Here is a 17,850-nt window from a genome sequence, read left to right as displayed (position 1 = left end):
CTCACTTTTTTGAGTAAATTTAGTCTATCGCGGAATGATCCGCGATAGACTTTATTTATCATTACGTTATCCAGTTATCTCTTATCCTTCTCAGTATTTTTTATATTTGTATCCCAATACTCCATCCATTCATCTTGTTTCTCCTGGAATACATTCCAGTCAATTTCCATAGGTTTTATTTCACTTTCACTGATCCAGTCCGGCAAGTCTTTAACGTCATTCCTCGTCGGAATCCGATAATAGGTTTCTGCTAATAATTTCGCAGCTTCAGGTGTATTTACAAATTCATAAAATGCTTTTGCAGCATTAGGATGCGGTGCATCTTTGATTATGGCTATTCCTTCAGTCAACACCGGAGTGCCGCTTTCCGGAATAATGTAGTCAAATGGATATCCTTTTTCTTTCGCCAACATGACTGTGTCAGGCATATTCCATACAGATAAGGACCCTACCCCTTTTGCTACCTGATTGTACATAATCTCTGGATTAGCCGCATATTCTTTTGTGTTTTCATCCAGCTTTCTTAACCATTCATAGCCTTCTTCCGCACTTCCTGTCTCTTTGTAGGTTCTATAAATCATAGAAGAGTAAATCGTACGCATTGTACCAGAGGCAAGAGGATACCTGATTATGATTTCATCTTTCCATTTAGGGTCTAGCAAATCATCCCAATCTTTCGGCGCTTCTTCTTTTGAGATTTCTTTTGTATTGAATAAGATGACTTCTGGAGTGATCGAAGTACCCGTCCACATCCAATCCTCGTCATAATACATTTCGTCCAGAGCATCGGCATATGTAGGTTTGTATTGAGCAAGCAAACCTTCTTCCTTTGCCTGATCAAAGTTTACCTGAGGAGCACCCCACCATACATCCGCCTGAGGATTGCTTTTTTCTGAACGCACACGATCCAAAATTTCCTGTGAACCCATATCCAAGAATTGCATATCAATACCGTATTTCTCTTCAAACTGTTTTTCGAATTCACTTAAAATATCTTTACCATGTGGAGAATAGACAACAACTTTTTCTTCCAGGTTGTCCGTATTAACGTTTCCGGAATCCCCGGATTGGCTGGCAGAATTGTTTTCTTCCGAATCGCCTCCGGTATTTTCTCCAGCCATGCATCCTGCCAGCACAAATGCAAATAATACTAACAATAATCCGAAGCTCACAAACTTAAAATTTTTAATATTTTTCATGTATGAAACCCCTTTCATTTTTGTGTTTGCATTCTAAATTTTAAAAATGCCTCCATACTCTTTTAGAAATAGAGCTACTGCTCCAATGACCCCTGCTTCCTTCCCGAATGTGGTTTTCACTACTTTACACTTCTGAGGAGTATAATGGCTAATAGCGTCCTTAATTGTTTGTTCGAATAATGAGAATGACCCGCTTACACCTCCCCCCACAATGACAACTTCTGGGTCTAACAGAGAAATATAATTGGCAATACCAATTGACAAATGATCTACTGCTTCTTCTATCACATCTTTCACAGCTGGATTCCCTTGTTCATAAAGAGAAAATGCTTCATCAGCAGTTATCTTGTAGCCTAGTTTTCTAGTCAGTGAATTTCCAATAGATGAGCCACTTGCTACACTTTCTAAAAAACCGTATCCTTCATATACGGGATAGTATTTATTTGCATATTGACGGTCGGTAACCATATAACCCATTTCACCGGCACTGTAATTGCTTCCGCGGTATAATTCTCCGTTTATCATAATTCCGCTTCCAATACCCGTCCCAATAGCGATATAAATCAGGTTGGATTTTCCTTTTCCAGCTCCTTTCCATTGCTCACCGAGAACATTAATATTGACATCATTATCAATGTAGATAGGGATGTCGAAGAATTCTTTTAGTTTTTCTTTGACAGGGAAGCTTTTCCATCCAAGTGCCGGGGCATCTTGAACAACTCCACTCTCTACATTTGTAATTCCAGGAATCCCTACCCCCATTCCCAGTATTTTGGATTTTTCAATTCGATTTTCTTTGATCATAGCATCTATTTTATATTTCATTTGTTCAAAAAATCCATTAGCGATATATTGCTGGGTAGGAAATTCACTATATGCACAAACATTTCCCACCAGATCCAATATCCCGACAGCTACTTTTGTTCCCCCAATATCTACACCTATAACAAACGCTTTCCTGGGATTAAACTTTAGCTTGACAGGTTTTCTTCCACCGCTTGTCGACGCTTCTCCGGTCCCTGTTTCGAACACCCAATCCTCATCTATTAACTGATTGACAATTTTCGAAACTGTAGGTTTACTTAATGAAAGTTTTTTTGCGATCTCTGCTCTTGAAGTAATTTGTTCCTTTTTTACACAACTTAATACCATCTCTATATGTTCAGTATTTTTTTTCTGCATATCCTAATTCTCCTTATAAGGTACTGCGTCATCAAAGTTAGTAAGTAAAGTTAACTAACTAACTCTTGCTGTATATTTTAAAATAATTGTCGGTTTCTGTAAAGTAGCAATTGAAAAAATTTTAAAAATTTGTTCTATTTGTAGTCTAAGTTTTTTTATGGACATCGGGGATTCAATCATTTATTCCCCTTTCCTGAGGACTTTATTTCTTAGAACATATTCTCGTGCCTCCTTCGATGATCATGCCCTGTAATTCGTGATTTTAAAGAATGGAAAAAATTACATGAAGCATCATATCTTCAATTCTCTCTGGTTATTCCTTTCTTTTTCGATTAATATTTGAATCATTTGCCGGCCGATATCTTCAATCTATCGTGCTCGCCATATATAGAACTATCTCAGGGGAACTTTTTTATATAAAACAACCCCCGTCCGCAAGCGAATCACGGTCACGGGCGAGGGCTTTTTTCAAGCTTTTCCATAGTCATTACAGTTTCTTTTCATACCTGCAACCGCTCGACATGAAGCACACTTCATCTTCGTCATGGTGTCGAATGGATGGAGGCAGCGTCAACGTTTTGCCTTTTGCCTTAGACCCTACCATTTCGCAGACGACAATGGCATCCTGGGTGATATCTTTATACCGGATGAAATCGTCATTCTGAAGATGCAGTTTAATCAATGGATCTAATTAAAATAACCCTTTTGACAAAAAATACAATAAAATTTTGATTCATTTGTTATTTTAGTAATATATTATTCAAAAATGACATCATGATCATACACCTATTCGTCACCTTCTGCTACTATGCTCCCTAAAAGTCTGCGTACTTCTAATATTGATTTTCGACCATATATATGTTTAATAACACGTATGGATAAGGTTTTGAACGTGAGGTGAATTCCCAATGATACAATTACAGGGTATTTTACCAGCGGTACGCAACCTGCGCGATTTTGAAAAAATTCTTTCAAGCAATCATGAGCACGTGATTTTTTTAGAGACAAGACTTTCACAGTTGGCAAGTATAGTGAAATATGCCAAAAGATATAACAAAAAAGTATGGCTTCATGTCGATTTAATCCAGGGATTAAAGACGGATGAATACGGCATTGAATTTCTGATACGTCATTTAGAAGTAGACGGAATGATTTCTACTAAAGTCAACGTGATCTCACTGGCAAAAAAACATCATGTCACGGCTGTTCAAAGGTTGTTTTTGCTGGACAGCCATGCACTGGATCACAACTTAAAAATGACAGGCAATGTCAAACCTGATTATGTTGAGGTGTTACCCGGGATCATTCCCAGAATGATAAAGGAAGTGAGTGAAAAAACAGGTTTGCCCGTCATTGCAGGTGGACTCATTCGAACATCTAAAGATGTAGAGATGGCATTACAGGCAGGTGCCAGCGCAGTTACGACTTCTCATATCGACCTGTGGGATTGCTAAAATGGTTTGTCCTATATTATATAAAGCGGTCTTGTTCTGCTTTTTCATGGGTTCTCAATTGGGCTCAAATTGATCAGGTCGGGCCTTCCTCATATTTATTCAGTATGTGAATCTTTTTCCATATCAGGTATTGACAGCGCTTTCATAGTAATGTAAATTTGAATTAACAAGTTAAGATTGTGTCGGAGATGTTGAGACCCACACTTTAGCCATACTTCCGCTAAATGGAAGTATAGGTCCGAAGTGTGGGTTTTTTATATGCTTATTTTTTTGAATATTAAAAAAAACGAGGAGGAGGATGGTTAACATGTCAGCGTTTTTAGCCGAACTGATTGGGACGATGATTTTGATTATTTTTGGAGGAGGTGTAGTAGGTGGTGTAGTATTAAAAAACTCAAAGGCAGAAGGAGCCGGGTGGATCGTCATCACGATCGGGTGGGGGCTTGCCGTAACCATGGCGATTTATGCAGTAGGCAGTATTTCTGGTGCCCATATTAATCCTGCTGTTACGATTGGCATGGCTTCGATTGGTGAATTTCCATGGGATAAAGTGCCGCTCTATGTTTCCGCTCAAATGATTGGTGCGTTTCTGGGTGCAGTGATTGTGTTTTTTCAATATCTGCCCCACTGGAGCAAAACTGAAGATCAAGGAGCCAAATTAGCTGTATTTTCAACGGATCCAGCTGTACGCAGCCCTCTTTCGAATCTGGTTAGCGAGATCATAGGCACGTTTGTTCTGTTACTGGGACTGTTATTCATTGGTGCCAATGAATTTACACAGGGACTAAATCCATTTATAGTGGGGTTACTAATTGTTGCCATCGGTATGTCTTTAGGGGGAACCACAGGGTATGCCATCAATCCTGCCCGAGATTTAGGCCCAAGAATTGCACATGCAGTCTTGCCGATTCCAGGTAAAGGCCGTTCTGACTGGAGCTATGCCTTGATTCCGGTTGTCGGGCCCATTATAGGAGGGATTTATGGGGCAGTCTTTTATCAGGCCATTTTCCATCATGAAATTGGAACCGCTTTCTGGATATTATCTGTTATGATGGCAGTCATCCTCTTTTTAGCAGCATTCTCAGAATTAAAAAAATCGAAATCCTATTTTGATTCTGATGTTGCGTCCGAAAAAAGCATGAGTTAAACCGATACCAAAAAGGTTTATCGTATATCAAAAACGTTTAGGAGGCGATCCTATTGGGTAAATTTATTTTATCTCTCGATCAAGGAACCACAAGCTCCCGGGCCATTTTATTTAATCATCAGGGTGAAATGGTTGCTGCAGCACAAAAGGAATTTCAGCAGCACTTTCCGAAACCGGGCTGGGTCGAACATGATGCGAATGAAATTTGGGACACCATCTTATATTGCATGAATGATGTCTTAAAAAAGACTGATATCGATCCTTCTGAAATTGCCGGAATCGGTATCACCAATCAACGGGAAACAACAGTGGTTTGGGATAAACATACGGGCCAGCCTATTTATAACGCCATCGTCTGGCAATCACGCCAGACAGCCGATATTTGCAATGAATTAAATGAAAAGGGTTACCATGAGTTATTCCGTGAAAAAACCGGTCTTTTAATTGATGCCTATTTCTCGGGAACAAAGGTCAAGTGGATATTGGACCATGTGGAAGGAGCCAGGGAAAAAGCTGAAAACGGCGAGTTGATGTTTGGGACGATCGACACCTGGCTCGTCTACAAGCTTTCGGGAGGTAAAGTCCATATCACCGATTATTCAAATGCTTCCCGCACCCTACTGTTTAACATTCACGATTTAAAATGGGATGAGGAGCTGCTGGACCTTTTATCCGTCCCGAAATCCATGCTGCCTGACGTTCGCCAGTCCTCTGAAATCTATGCACATACGGACCGGAACCTGTTCCAGGGACACGAAATTCCAATCGCGGGTATTGCCGGAGACCAGCAAGCAGCACTCTTTGGCCAGGCTTGTTTTGAAAAAGGCATGGCAAAAAACACTTACGGTACCGGCTGTTTTATGTTAATGAACACAGGGTCAGAAGGCGTACCTTCCAAACACGGGTTATTGACCACACTGGCATGGGGTGTAGATGGAAAAGTGGAATATGCGCTGGAAGGAAGTATTTTTGTTGCCGGGTCTGCCATCCAATGGCTGCGTGATGGTTTAAAACTGATCGAACGTGCCGCAGAGACGGAAGATCTTGCGCAAAAAGTAGGCTCTACCGATGGAGTATATTTCGTACCGGCATTTGTCGGATTAGGAACCCCCTACTGGGATAGTGATGCTCGGGGAGCCATCTTTGGTTTAACACGGGGGACCGAAAAAGAACATTTAGTCAGAGCTACTCTAGAATCACTGGCATATCAGACAAAAGATGTACTGGATGCCATGACAGCTGACTCAGAAATTGAATTAAAATCCCTTCGCGTCGATGGCGGAGCGGTGAAAAATAACTTTTTAATGCAGTTCCAGAGCGATATCCTGGGTGTGCCGGTTGACCGGCCAGTCGTCCAGGAAACAACCGCACTGGGAGCTGCATATCTTGCTGGTTTAGCTGTAGGTTATTGGAACAGTAAAGAGGAAATCGTAAAGCAATGGAAAATTGACCGCACATTCACTAGCAGCATTTCTGATGAAAAACGGCAAAAACTCTATGACGGATGGAAAAAAGCCGTAGAAGCAACAAGGGTTTACAAATCAATTTGATTCTTTTATGCCATTAGAGGACTCGTCTAACTGTACTACTATACCTAAATGAAGTGATCTGATGTTTAAAGGAGCGATAAATATGATATCTTCCAGCTTAAGAAGATCCGAAATATACAACAAAATGGAAGAAACAGAACTTGATTTGCTGGTCATCGGCGGAGGAATTACAGGTGCCGGCATAGCGTTAGATGCAGCAACAAGGGGAATGAAGGTTGCTGTTGTTGACATGCAGGATTTTGCTGCAGGCACATCAAGCAGGTCGACAAAACTCATTCACGGCGGACTTCGTTATTTAAAACAATATGAATTTGGCATGGTTTCAGAAGTTGGTAAAGAAAGGGCGGTCGTTTACGAAAATGGGCCTCATGTAACAACACCTGAATGGATGATGCTTCCTTTTTACGAAGGCGGAACATTTGGACCGTTTTTAACCAATATCGGCCTCCGCACCTATGATTTTCTGGCGGGTGTGAAAAAAAGTGAACGGAGAAAAATGTTAACTCCATCCGAAGCTTTAGAGAAAGAACCCCTTTTAAAAAAAGAAGGCTTAAAAGGGGCAGGCTATTATGTGGAATATAAAACGGACGATGCTCGGTTAACCATAGAAGTGATGAAAAAAGCAATCGAAAAAGGCGCACTTGCAATGAATTATGCAAAAGTGTGCGAACTAACCTACCAAAACAACCATGTTGCAGGAGCAGTCATTGAAGATCAAATGGATGGAACCAGACACTCGGTCATTTCCAAAAAAATTGTCAATGCCACAGGACCGTGGGTCGATCAAATCCGGGAACTGGACCAATCGAAAAAAGGAAAATTTCTGCAATTGACCAAGGGCGTTCATTTAGTCTTTGATCACAGGCGATTCCCGTTACAACAAGCGATTTACTTTGATACACCAGACGGACGCATGGTTTTTGCCATCCCCAGAGAAGGTAAAACCTATGTTGGAACGACGGATACTGTTTATTCAGGAAACTTAGCATCCCCGAAAGTAACCATTGAAGATCGAAATTATCTATTAAAAGCCATTGATTACATGTTCCCGGATGTACACATTCAGCCAGCAGATGTTGAATCCAGCTGGGCCGGTTTGCGCCCCCTTATACATGAAGAAGGAAAAAGCCCTTCTGAAATATCAAGAAAAGACGAAATGTTTGTGTCTCCATCTGGTTTAATCTCTATTGCGGGAGGCAAACTGACAGGATACCGTAAAATGGCTGAAAATGTTGTTAATCTAATTGCCAACCAGTTGCAGGAAGAGTATGGTATAGAATTTCCAGAGTCGTCCACCAAACATCTCCCGATTTCCGGCGGTGACGTCGGAGGGTCTGAAAAGTTTGCAGAATTTGTCACGACAAAGGTTAAAGAAGGGACAGAGATCGGTTTATCTCCAACTGAAGCTGAATATTTAACCAAACGATATGGCTCAAATGTCGACAATGTTTTTGCCATTTACCAAAATGAAAAATCCAGTGCTCATCAAGAACATTTGGACCCTGTCGTTTATGCCATATTACGTTATTCTATTGAACATGAGTTATCCTATAAGCCCGTTGACTTCTTTATTCGGCGAACCGGCGCGATTTTCTTTAATATTCAGTGGGTTTTTCAAAATAAGGATGCAGTGATGAATTATTTAGCAAAAGTATTGGATTGGTCAGATCATGAAAAACAGACCTATACGGCAGAACTGGATCAGTTATTGTATGAGGCCAGTCATCCTGTTGAAGAATAAATGTTAAATTGGAAATCAAGTAATTTCCGTTCCTCTGTTCGATTTAATCCGTTTAAAGTCTATGCTGGTTTGTAAATGAGCCGCTATGAATAGCCTGCATCATTCTACACCGTAATAGAATGTCAGGGATGATAAAGGTGCTTTGGACGGCTACCCAGTGTAAAAAATACACCCCTGTCCGTGGAATCTTTCGGTTTCCCGGACAGAGGGTTTTCGTTATGCTTCAACTTTACCAAAAAGGTAAGCAAAGACGTTCTTCCGTTAAAAGTATAATGACAGTTTTCATTTATGCTTCTACTTTTACTCTGCTTAATACGGCTTCTTTCAGCTCCTTCAGGCGTTTGTTGCACGCTTCTCTCGTTTCCCCCCTCACCCCAAAGTAAAACTTCATCTTCGGCTCGGTACCGGATGGGCGGAGGCAGCACCAGCAGTTGTCGTTCATCAAGAACTTGACGACGCTGGCACGGGGAAGATTGATGGATTCTACCTGTCCGTCTTTGACAAATGTGCGTTCACCAGTCTGATAGTCTTCCACTGCATACACGCGGAGATCACCGGCACGATCCAGGGGGTTCTTTCGGAAGTCTTCCATGATCCCGCGAATCTTCTCTTCCCCTTCTTTTCCTTTCAGGGTGATGGAGTGGAGATCCTCCCGATAATAACCGAACTGCTGATACAGGTCATTCAGGGCGTCCAGCAGCGTTTTCCCTTTCGTCTTGTAGTACGCAGCCATTTCACAGGCAACGATGGCAGCCTGGATGGCGTCTTTGTCCCGAACGAAGTCGCCAATTAAATAGCCATAACTTTCTTCATAGCCAAATAAAAAGGTATGTTCACCGCTCAATTCGTACTGGCGGATTTTTTCGCCGATAAATTTGAAGCCGGTCAGGGTGTCGATGGTAGCAATACCGAAATGATCGGCAATAGCCCGTCCCATCTCGGAAGTGACGATGGTTTTGATCATGACGCCGTTGTCGGGGAGCTTCTCGCTTTTTGAAAGCAGGTAATGCAGCATCAAAGCGCCGAGCTGGTTACCGGTTAAAACCGGATAGTCACCCTGGTCATTTTTCACGGCGACACCGAGTCGGTCAGCATCTGGGTCGGTTCCGATTAAAATATCCGCATTCAAACGTTTTCCGTATTCAATAGCCATGGTAAAAGCCTGGTGCTCTTCCGGGTTCGGTGACTCCACCGTTGAAAATTCCGGATCAGGCTGAGCCTGCTCCTCCACAACCGTTACATGTTTAAAGCCCAGCTGATCCAGGCCACGGACAAGGAGGTCACGGGATGTACCATGCAGTGGGGTGAAGACTATTTTCAGTCTGTCCGCCTGTTCTTGAATAACGTCACGCCGCCGCACAATTGTCTCCAGTGCCTGCACATACGGTCCATCCACTTCTTCATCGACCCAGCGCAGCAGCCCCCTCGTTTCCATTTCTTTTTTTTCAGCGACCTTCACCGTCAGTTCATTTTCCACTTCCTGAACCTTCGCGATGATCTTTTCGGCCTCATCCGGCGGGACCTGACCGCCGGCTTCGTTATAAACTTTGTAGCCGTTGTATTCCGGCGGATTGTGGCTGGCGGTAATGACCACGCCAGCGGCAGCACCCAGGTGACGGACCGCAAAGGAAAGCTCCGGGGTCGGACGCAGGGAAGTGAACAATGTCACCGGAATCCGATGGGCTCCCATCACTTTCGCCGTCTCAAGCGCAAACTCCGGCGACATGTGCCGGGAATCGTGGGCCACCACAATCCCTTTCGCCGACCACTCCTCGCCTTTTTCCATCAGATAACGGGCCAGCCCCTCCGCTGCTTTCCGAACGGTATAAATGTTCATCCGGTTCGTACCGGGGCCAAGTTCCCCGCGCATCCCGCCCGTACCAAAGGTCAGAGGTTTATAAAAAGCGTCTTCCAGTGCTTTTTCATCCATATTATCCAGCTGCTGTTTTAATTCTTTATCCAGTTTATCGAAATGCTTCCATTTTTGATAAGCGTGTTGCCAGTGCATCAAAAAACCTCCTGGTCACCTGTATATATTTTTCTTCTTTATCTTTCGATTCACTTGAACAAACTCCTGCAAGGACTTGCGTAAGTCCTGAATATTTCGATCGTGAGTCCTGATTATTCGAGCGTAAATCCTGATTTCTCGCGCCTGAGCCCTGATTCTTCGTGCACGAGTCCTGATTTCTCGTGCGTGAGCCCTGATTCTTCATGCGTGAGTCCTGATTTCTCGTGCGGGAACTCTGATTCTTCATGCGTGAGTCCTGATTTCTCGATCACGAAACCTGATTCTTCTGCAGCGAGTCCTGATTTCTCGTGCGTGAGACCTGATTCTTCTGCAGCGAGTTCTGATTTCTCGCGCGTGAACTCTGATTCTTCTGCAGCGAGTTCTGATTTCTCGTGCGTGAACACTGATATCTCATGCATGAACTCTGATTCTTCATGCGTGAGTCCTGATTTCCGATTCGCAAGGCTCTGATATGTCACACACGATCCCCGACTCCCGGACTCAAAGCCTATTAAGCTTTGAGCTCTAAACGAGTTGTTTTTACTGAAATTTATCTATTATTTTACCATGAAAACATAGGCTATATAGTAGTCTATTGTCCATCTCTATAATCAATTAGTGATGATTCTATTAGTTAAAAGTATATATCGATAAAGGTACTGGTTTTCATTAAACTAGTAACTCATTCTGCGAAATATGGTGGTTTTTGTCTATTGAATGTTATAATCTATTTATTATCGGAGAAAACATACATAGAAGGAAAGGGGAACTATTTAATGAACACTGGTTTTATACATATCGGAATGATGAAAACCGCTTCCACTTATATGCAAAATGTCTGGTTGAGGGACAAATCCTATTCATTATCGTGGAGAGGGACGATGTCATTTTTAGAAAAGCTGAGAGAGACTGCCAAAAAAGATGATGCTTTTCATGACCTTTCACTGGACATCCATGTAGACAGAAACCTGAATAAAGGAGAAACCCTTGTCATCAGCAATGAAGGATTTTCAACGGCTTACCTCAATCAACTGGAATTCCAGGCAAAGATCCCCCACTTTATTGATTTAACGAGCCGCAACCTCGGGAAACTGGCGAAAGAGACACCGAATTTGCTGATGGTCATCCGGGAACCCTTATCATGGATAAGGTCTATATACATACAGTCCATAAAAGAAGGATGGAGCGGCAGTGCCCAGGAGTTTGTTGACAGGCAGTTCACCTTTTTGAAACATTCTCTGGATCTTGAACATATACTAGGCTGCTATCAGCGATACTTCGGGAACATTTTAATTCTCCCATATGAAATTTTAAAACAAGATGAACAGGCATTCTGGGAAATTATTTCATATTCATTTAACACTCCTGTTGCAGAAACAAGGATCAGCGAGAAATTAAATCCATCTCTCGATGTTGAAAGAGTATATCTTCTGTCCAAATTAAACGGGATGAACCGCATGATTTTAAATAATTTAGCACAATCGGACAACTATCGTGATGCCCAGGAGAAAACCTATCTTGTCAAAAACCATGCACATACCGGCAAGTGGGTTCATAGACGGTTTGTAGAATTTGCGAATGATGAAAAAATCAAACACCTCTACAGCATGTTTAATATTACTGAGCCTGAAGAAGACTTTCTACACTTTCACTTGCCAGCGGAACTGTCTGAAGTCATCAGGTCTAAATTCATAAACTTTTTAAAGGCTCACATTCTTCCGGATTACCCTGAATTCTATGAACAGGAATTAGAGAATCATTTACAAAACAAGCACATGGCTTAGCCATGTGCTTAGATGTTATCTATTCTTTCGCTATTTGCTGGCAATAAACCATGGATTTAAAAGATTTTCCTTGTTATAGGTCAATGGACGTTCATGTTCAACAGTTAATACTTTACCGCCGGCCTGTTCCACAATTGCCTGTCCAGCTGCCGTATCCCATTCCATCGTTGGAGCGAAACGAGGGTATACGTCAGCTTTCCCTTCTGCGACCAGACAGAGTTTAAGGGAGCTTCCGGCTGAAGTGATGCTAATGTTACCATGCAGTGCCTTTAAATGATCGATATATTCTTCGGTTTCCGGTGACAGGTGGGAACGACTGGCGACGACTGTAAACCTTTTCTTGTCGAAACTAAGAGGGAGCTTTTCTGCTTGATCCATCCATTGCCCTTTATCCATCGATGCGGTTGCTTTCTCAAGCTTATACGCTCCCATCCCTTTTCTGGCTACATAAAGGGTATCTAAAAAAGGGGCGTAAATGACTCCGAGTACAGGTTTCCCATGATGTACCAGGGCAATGTTTATAGTAAACTCTCCATTTTTCTTGACAAATTCCTTCGTTCCATCCAGAGGGTCGACTATCCAGAGGTACCCCCAGCGGGAACGCTCAGAATAATCGATTTCTCTCCCTTCCTCACTTAAAATCGGGATATCTGGATATCGTTCATTCAGCTTTGTCGTGATAATCATATGAGATTGCCGGTCAGCCAGCGTTAATGGAGACTGATCTTCTTTTTTCTCCACTTCAAAATCGGTCTGATAAACGTCAAGTACTTTTTCACCAGCGGATATGGCTATAGACACCACTTCATTCAGATCAATTTGTTCGAGCACAATGGAACCTCCTAACTTTTCGTGTGTACCGGAATCAGCTGTTTTTCTTCTAGATACAGCAATACGTTCTCTACACATTCTTCCAATGACTGCTGATCGGTTTCAACAATGATATCGGGATTTTCAGGTGCTTCATATGGTGCATCAATACCCGTAAATCCTTTAATCTCTCCTGCACGAGCTTTCTTATATAACCCTTTTGGATCCCGCTGTTCACAGACGTCCAGGCCACACTTCACATAAATTTCGATAAATTCATTGTCTTCAACCAGTTCTCTAACCATGTTACGGTCTTCACGATATGGAGAAATAAACGCAGATAGAGTGACGACACCCGCCTCTACCATTAATTTAGACACTTCACCAATACGACGAATGTTTTCCTTACGATCCTCTGGACTGAATCCGAGATTTTTGTTTAACCCGTGACGAATATTATCTCCATCTAACCGGTAAGTGCGAATGCCACGCTTATACAACTCCTGTTCAACGGCAACAGACAAGGTTGACTTTCCAGCGCCTGACAAACCGGTAAACCAGAGAACAAAACTCTGATGGTTGTTCAAGTTTCTCCGGTCTTCTTTCGTAACTTTTCCTTCATGCCAGGTAATATTGGTTGCTTTCATCTTCTACTCTCCCTTTTCTATGGTTAGACCCATACTAAATGAACAATAAAAATGGTGATCACCATTGTCATGAAGCTTAAAGGCAGCCCGACCTTAACATAATCCATAAACCGGTATCCCCCTGGACCGTAGACAATCATATTTGTCTGGTAACCAATAGGTGTAACAAAACTTGCGGATGCAGCAATCGCAATTGTAACTGCTGCAGCCATTGGATTGATATGTATCTGATGGGCCATTTCCATCGCGATGGGAAACATTATAACAGCTGCCGCATTATTCGTAATCATTTCTGTAAATACATTTGTCAAAACATAAATCATAAATAAAAAAGCAATTATGCCGAATGGCTGTACAACTGATACTAAATTGGAAGCTATAAATTGCGCCAGCCCTGTTTTCACCATTGCTTCTCCAATACCAAAGGCACTGGCAATTAACAGCAACACATTAAATTGTACCGATTGTTTTGCTTCATCCGGAGTAATCATTCGGAAAATCAGCATTAACACGACAGCCAGGGTTGCCGCTTTAAACATCGACAACATATTAAAGGTCACCAGGAAAATCATCAACGTTAATATACCCAGAGAAAACCAGGTTTGACGACTATCCTCCATCAATTTCGGTTCGTAAATGGGGGTAACGACATAAAAATCCTGATGGTTCATCCGGTTTTTAAAATCCGGACCTGTCAACAACAACAGGGTATCTCCGGGTTTAAGCGTAATGTCACCGATTTTGCTTTTAATTCGTTCATGTTTGCGGTGGACAGCCAGAACTGCTGCATCATACCGGCCCCGGAAACCAGTTTCTTTCACGGTTTTATAAGCTAAGTGGGACTGATGGGAAACAACCACTTCCACTAGCTGGGAATCTCCGTTCTTAATGGTATCCAGAGATAAATCCGTACCAGTATCCATTTTCAGTCCCTTGTTTCGCTGTAATTCCGCCAGGGTGGAAATTAACCCTGTAAAAATCAATCGGTCTCCTGCTTGAATTTTGGTAGAGGACTTAACCGGAGAAATTTTCTCCTTTCCCCTCACAATGGATACCAAAAACAGCCCCTGCAAATGACGAAGTCCTGCCTGTTCTACCGTTTTCCCAATGAATGGATAATTGGGTTCTACCAGTACTTCACTTAAGTATTCACGACTTTCCCTGTCTGCTTTTTCTGTTAAAACTTTACGATCAGGCAACAATCGATACCCAATCGTCACCAAATAGACGATTCCGACAATCGTGACAGGAACACCAATGAAAGCCAGCTGAAAAATGGAAAATCCTTCTCCCGTGGCATCAATTAATAATCCATGAACAACCAGATTCGTCGACGTCCCCATTAAAGTAATCATCCCGCCCATGATGGTAGCATAGGATAACGGGATTAAAAATTTAGATGGGGAAATGTTATGATCAATGCACCATTTTCTGATTACCGGTGTAAAAGCAACGACAATCGGTGTATTGTTTAAGAATCCAGAAATGCCTGATGCAGGGAATAAAAATCTGGACATTACCCGTCTGTGATTATGATCTGAATTTAATATTTTCGTCATCAAACGATCAATCAAATCCGTTTTCTGAACGGCTCCAACCACGATAAACAATAAAGCAATCGTTAACATTCCCTGATTAGAAAAACCTTTTAAAGCTTCAGCGGGCGTTAGAATACCCGTCAGCATAAGAATTGTCAGGGTAATAAACATAATGATATCAGGCCGGGCAACTTCAAATATTAGCCCGGCCAGCATCAGCAATACCACGATGAGGACGAACGCCATTTCCCAGGTCATAATAGATCACGTACCTTATGTTAAACCGTTTCGGTGTTCTGTTTCATTCCCTTGATTAAAACCTCAGCAACTTCCGGACGAGAAAACTCTTTTGGCGGCTTCTGGCCATTTCGCAGCATTTCCCGTACTTTCGTGCCGCTTAAATGCACATGGTACTCCTTATCATGCGGGCAGGTTTTAGCTGTTCCCATGTTCTCACATTTCGTGCAATAGAAAGCATGTTCAAATTTAAAAATCTGAATCCCCAGTTCATCTTCATATTGACTGATCAGCTCCTGGGCTTCATAGGTCCCGTAGTAGTCACCAACCCCGGCATGATCCCGACCTACAATAAAGTGTGTACATCCATAGTTTTTCCGTACGATAGCGTGAAGAATCGCTTCACGCGGACCGGCATAACGCATAGCTGCCGGATAGATGACAAGGCGCACGCGATCCTGAGGATAGTAATGTTTCAGAATCACCTGATAGCTTTCCATCCGCACATCCGCCGGAATATCATCCGATTTCGTTTCGCCAACAAGGGGATTTAACAGCAGTCCATCCACGGCTTCCAGCGCACACTTCTGGATATATTCATGGGCACGATGAACCGGATTGCGGGTCTGGAAACCGACAACCGTCTTCCATCCAAGATCGGCAAACATCTTGCGAGTTTCTGCAGGGTCCAGATAAAAGTCTTTAAATTCACCATGATCCGGGCGGTTCAATAGTTTAATAGGACCTGCCAGGTATACGTCTCCTTTTTCATAAACCTTTTTTACTCCGGGATGTGCCAGATCAGTTGTTCCATAAACCTTTTCTGCCTCCAGGTCTTTATCATAAGTAAATTTTTCTTCCAGGGTGAGCGTACCGTAAATCACCCCATCCTCACCTTTTAAAGCAATTTCCTCGCCAATGTTCAGCTGATCCGCCTCTTCCTGCGTAACAGGCAAGGTAATTGGGATGCTCCAGACTAAACCATTAGATAAACGCATGTTATGCACAACGGATTCGTAGTCTTCTTTGCCCATGAATCCAGTTAATGGACTGAAGCCGCCGATGCCTATGAGCTCGAGGTCGGATATGCTCCAGGATGACAACTGAAGTGACCTCATGTTTTTCGCTTTGTATAGCAGTTTATTTTTTTCATTTTCCTCTTGCTCTAAACTAACTAACGTACCACCATAAGGTTGATTCGTATGATAACGTTCCCCATAATTGTTAGACATTTCATCTTCCCCCCCCATATCCTTTCATGTTAAAAATCATTCCAGGTTTGATAGCTGTTTTCTTTAAAGTGCTTTTGACCTCCATAGAATATATTAGATGTTAACATGTAGTAAACAGTGATAATATTAATGAAAGTGCTGAAACCGCAGGAAAAGATATCAGGATCCTTCTGGAAAATTTTTGAAAAACAAAGAGGCATGACCGATAACCGGTCATACCCAGCTGACCCTGATCCATCCTTACCTAACATAGCATATCAAAATTAAGCGGTGATCCCGCCTGGATATCTTGATTTGCTTTTCTGCCTAACAGCCTGTCATAATATTTGGGTGCAAGCCCATAACCTGGTCGGATCACCCTTATATTTTCTTTCGTCAGTGTTTCTCCTTTTTGAATATCTTTTGCTGCATAAATGGATCTGCGGAATTTTAACGAGTTTTTCTCTTTATCTGTCGGTCCATATGTCACTTCACCCAGGGACTGCCAGGCACGTTCGGTTTCAACGACAAGAGCCCGCAATTCATCTGGTTCAAGTGAGAATGCGGCATCTACACCGCCATCTGCCCTTGATAAAGTAAAATGTTTTTCGATTACGGTTGCCCCCAGGGCTACACTGGCTACGGCGACACCAGTACCCATAGTATGATCAGATAGCCCCACCTGGCACTTAAACAGGTCCTGCATATGCGGGATGGTCCGTATGTTGGTATTCTCTGGAGATGCCGGGTAGGTGCTTGTACATTTGAGCAAAATCAAATCCTGACATCCGGCTTCTCTGGCTGCTTGAACCGCCTCCTCCAATTCAGCAGCTGTTGCCATTCCGGTTGAGATAATCATCGGTTTTCCGGTGGATGCTACTTTTTTAATCAACGGGATGTCTGTGTTTTCAAAGGAAGCGATTTTATAAAGAGGAATGTCCAGTTCCTCTAAAAAATCAACCGCCGTTTCATCAAAAGGCGTGCTTAACGGGATTAACCCCAGCTCCCGGCATCTGTCAAAAATCGGCTGATGCCATTCCCACGGGGTGTAGGCTTCCTGATACAGATCATACAGGGATTTCCCTTCCCACAGACTTTCTGCATCGTCTATGTAAAAATCCTTGCTCTTGATGTTTAACGTCATCGTATCCGCGGTATAAGTCTGTAGTTTTAACGCATCGGCACCAGCAGCAGCTGCCGCTTCCACAATTTCAAGCGCCCGTTCCAGTGACTGGTTATGATTCCCGGACATTTCAGCGATCATAAAAGGTTTATGGGTTCTACCGATGGTTTTTCCTTCGATATAAATGTCTTTCAATGCAAACACCCTTCTCATAATAAT

The 17,850-nt window shown here is 42.5% G+C and carries 15 protein-coding genes; 5 read left to right on the top strand and 10 right to left on the bottom strand.

Annotated features, from left to right (window positions below):
- Window positions 1-74 precede the first annotated feature (74 nt).
- From EDD68_RS03445 to EDD68_RS03435, 3 genes are all read right to left on the bottom strand, one after another.
- Entirely contained in the window at window positions 75-1,199 is a 1,125-nt protein-coding gene (locus EDD68_RS03445; protein ID WP_132370835.1) for an extracellular solute-binding protein, read from the bottom strand.
- A 33-nt stretch (window positions 1,200-1,232) separates the two neighbouring features.
- The gene (locus EDD68_RS03440; RefSeq protein WP_132370834.1) at window positions 1,233-2,381 is read right to left on the bottom strand and encodes an ROK family transcriptional regulator; all 1,149 of its coding nucleotides are present in this window, start codon (window positions 2,379-2,381) and stop codon (window positions 1,233-1,235) included.
- A 487-nt stretch (window positions 2,382-2,868) separates the two neighbouring features.
- Window positions 2,869-3,063: a hypothetical protein gene (locus tag EDD68_RS03435; RefSeq protein ID WP_132370833.1), complete on the bottom strand. Its 195-nt coding sequence runs from the start codon at window positions 3,061-3,063 to the stop codon at window positions 2,869-2,871.
- 226 nt (window positions 3,064-3,289) lie between these two features.
- Between EDD68_RS03435 and EDD68_RS03430 the strand changes: the two genes are divergently transcribed.
- The 4 genes from EDD68_RS03430 (at window position 3,290) to EDD68_RS03415 (ending at window position 8,273) form a co-directional block, all read left to right on the top strand.
- A complete protein-coding gene (locus EDD68_RS03430; protein ID WP_132370832.1) occupies window positions 3,290-3,835 on the top strand; it encodes a glycerol-3-phosphate responsive antiterminator in 546 nt (181 codons plus the stop codon).
- Between the two features lie 307 nt (window positions 3,836-4,142).
- The gene (locus EDD68_RS03425) at window positions 4,143-4,982 is read left to right on the top strand and encodes an MIP/aquaporin family protein (protein WP_132370831.1); all 840 of its coding nucleotides are present in this window, start codon (window positions 4,143-4,145) and stop codon (window positions 4,980-4,982) included.
- Between the two features lie 53 nt (window positions 4,983-5,035).
- Window positions 5,036-6,532 carry a glycerol kinase GlpK gene (glpK, locus tag EDD68_RS03420; RefSeq protein WP_132370830.1) on the top strand — a complete coding sequence of 499 codons (1,497 nt, stop codon included), beginning with the start codon at window positions 5,036-5,038 and terminating at the stop codon, window positions 6,530-6,532.
- An 82-nt stretch (window positions 6,533-6,614) separates the two neighbouring features.
- Window positions 6,615-8,273 (top strand): glycerol-3-phosphate dehydrogenase/oxidase, encoded by a 1,659-nt coding sequence (locus EDD68_RS03415; RefSeq protein ID WP_132370829.1) that lies wholly within the window; start codon window positions 6,615-6,617, stop codon window positions 8,271-8,273.
- Between the two features lie 286 nt (window positions 8,274-8,559).
- Here the strand turns inward: EDD68_RS03415 and EDD68_RS03410 are convergent, their stop codons facing one another.
- Together EDD68_RS03410 and EDD68_RS03405 are read right to left on the bottom strand one after the other, a co-directional pair.
- On the bottom strand, window positions 8,560-10,281 hold the full coding sequence (locus EDD68_RS03410; protein ID WP_132370828.1) for a phospho-sugar mutase: 1,722 nt from the start codon (window positions 10,279-10,281) through the stop codon (window positions 8,560-8,562).
- 113 nt (window positions 10,282-10,394) lie between these two features.
- Complete coding sequence (locus tag EDD68_RS03405; RefSeq protein WP_132370827.1) at window positions 10,395-10,700, bottom strand: hypothetical protein; 306 nt, start codon at window positions 10,698-10,700, stop codon at window positions 10,395-10,397.
- 357 nt (window positions 10,701-11,057) lie between these two features.
- Here EDD68_RS03405 and EDD68_RS03400 point away from each other — a divergent pair, with 357 nt between their 5' ends.
- Window positions 11,058-12,065 (top strand): hypothetical protein, encoded by a 1,008-nt coding sequence (locus EDD68_RS03400; RefSeq protein ID WP_132370826.1) that lies wholly within the window; start codon window positions 11,058-11,060, stop codon window positions 12,063-12,065.
- 30 nt (window positions 12,066-12,095) lie between these two features.
- Here the strand turns inward: EDD68_RS03400 and cysQ are convergent, their stop codons facing one another.
- The 5 genes from cysQ to pseI all read right to left on the bottom strand — a co-directional run bounded on the left by cysQ (window position 12,096) and on the right by pseI (window position 17,844).
- Window positions 12,096-12,896, bottom strand: coding sequence for a 3'(2'),5'-bisphosphate nucleotidase CysQ (gene cysQ / locus EDD68_RS03395; protein ID WP_243646741.1), 801 nt, complete (start codon window positions 12,894-12,896; stop codon window positions 12,096-12,098).
- 11 nt (window positions 12,897-12,907) lie between these two features.
- Entirely contained in the window at window positions 12,908-13,522 is a 615-nt protein-coding gene (gene cysC / locus EDD68_RS03390; protein ID WP_132370824.1) for an adenylyl-sulfate kinase, read from the bottom strand.
- 23 nt (window positions 13,523-13,545) lie between these two features.
- Window positions 13,546-15,318 (bottom strand): SLC13 family permease, encoded by a 1,773-nt coding sequence (locus EDD68_RS03385; protein WP_132370823.1) that lies wholly within the window; start codon window positions 15,316-15,318, stop codon window positions 13,546-13,548.
- Window positions 15,319-15,338: 20 nt separating this feature from the next.
- Window positions 15,339-16,529, bottom strand: coding sequence for a sulfate adenylyltransferase (gene sat, locus EDD68_RS03380; RefSeq protein WP_132370822.1), 1,191 nt, complete (start codon window positions 16,527-16,529; stop codon window positions 15,339-15,341).
- A gap of 244 nt (window positions 16,530-16,773) precedes the next feature.
- Window positions 16,774-17,844, bottom strand: coding sequence for a pseudaminic acid synthase (gene pseI, locus EDD68_RS03375; RefSeq protein ID WP_424399145.1), 1,071 nt, complete (start codon window positions 17,842-17,844; stop codon window positions 16,774-16,776).
- Window positions 17,845-17,850: the final 6 nt, after the last annotated feature.

The organism is Melghiribacillus thermohalophilus (assembly GCF_004342905.1).
Taxonomy (GTDB): Bacteria; Bacillota; Bacilli; order Bacillales; family Alkalibacillaceae; genus Melghiribacillus; species Melghiribacillus thermohalophilus.
This window is presented reverse-complemented; position numbering and strand designations above follow the sequence as displayed.

Excerpts from the sequence above, each read along its gene's own strand:
- EDD68_RS03410 (WP_132370828.1), bottom strand. The coding sequence starts at position 10,281 with ATGCACTGGCAACACGCTTATCAAAAATGGAAGCATTTCGATAAACTG.
- cysC (WP_132370824.1), bottom strand. The coding sequence starts at position 13,522 with ATGAAAGCAACCAATATTACCTGGCATGAAGGAAAAGTTACGAAAGAA.
- sat (WP_132370822.1), bottom strand. The coding sequence starts at position 16,529 with ATGTCTAACAATTATGGGGAACGTTATCATACGAATCAACCTTATGGT.
- EDD68_RS03440 (WP_132370834.1), bottom strand. The coding sequence starts at position 2,381 with ATGCAGAAAAAAAATACTGAACATATAGAGATGGTATTAAGTTGTGTA.
- EDD68_RS03400 (WP_132370826.1), top strand. The coding sequence starts at position 11,058 with ATGAACACTGGTTTTATACATATCGGAATGATGAAAACCGCTTCCACT.
- EDD68_RS03430 (WP_132370832.1), top strand. The coding sequence starts at position 3,290 with ATGATACAATTACAGGGTATTTTACCAGCGGTACGCAACCTGCGCGAT.
- EDD68_RS03385 (WP_132370823.1), bottom strand. The coding sequence starts at position 15,318 with ATGACCTGGGAAATGGCGTTCGTCCTCATCGTGGTATTGCTGATGCTG.
- EDD68_RS03415 (WP_132370829.1), top strand. The coding sequence starts at position 6,615 with ATGATATCTTCCAGCTTAAGAAGATCCGAAATATACAACAAAATGGAA.
- EDD68_RS03405 (WP_132370827.1), bottom strand. The coding sequence starts at position 10,700 with ATGCATGAGATATCAGTGTTCACGCACGAGAAATCAGAACTCGCTGCA.
- pseI (WP_424399145.1), bottom strand. The coding sequence starts at position 17,844 with ATGAGAAGGGTGTTTGCATTGAAAGACATTTATATCGAAGGAAAAACC.
- EDD68_RS03445 (WP_132370835.1), bottom strand. The coding sequence starts at position 1,199 with ATGAAAAATATTAAAAATTTTAAGTTTGTGAGCTTCGGATTATTGTTA.
- EDD68_RS03425 (WP_132370831.1), top strand. The coding sequence starts at position 4,143 with ATGTCAGCGTTTTTAGCCGAACTGATTGGGACGATGATTTTGATTATT.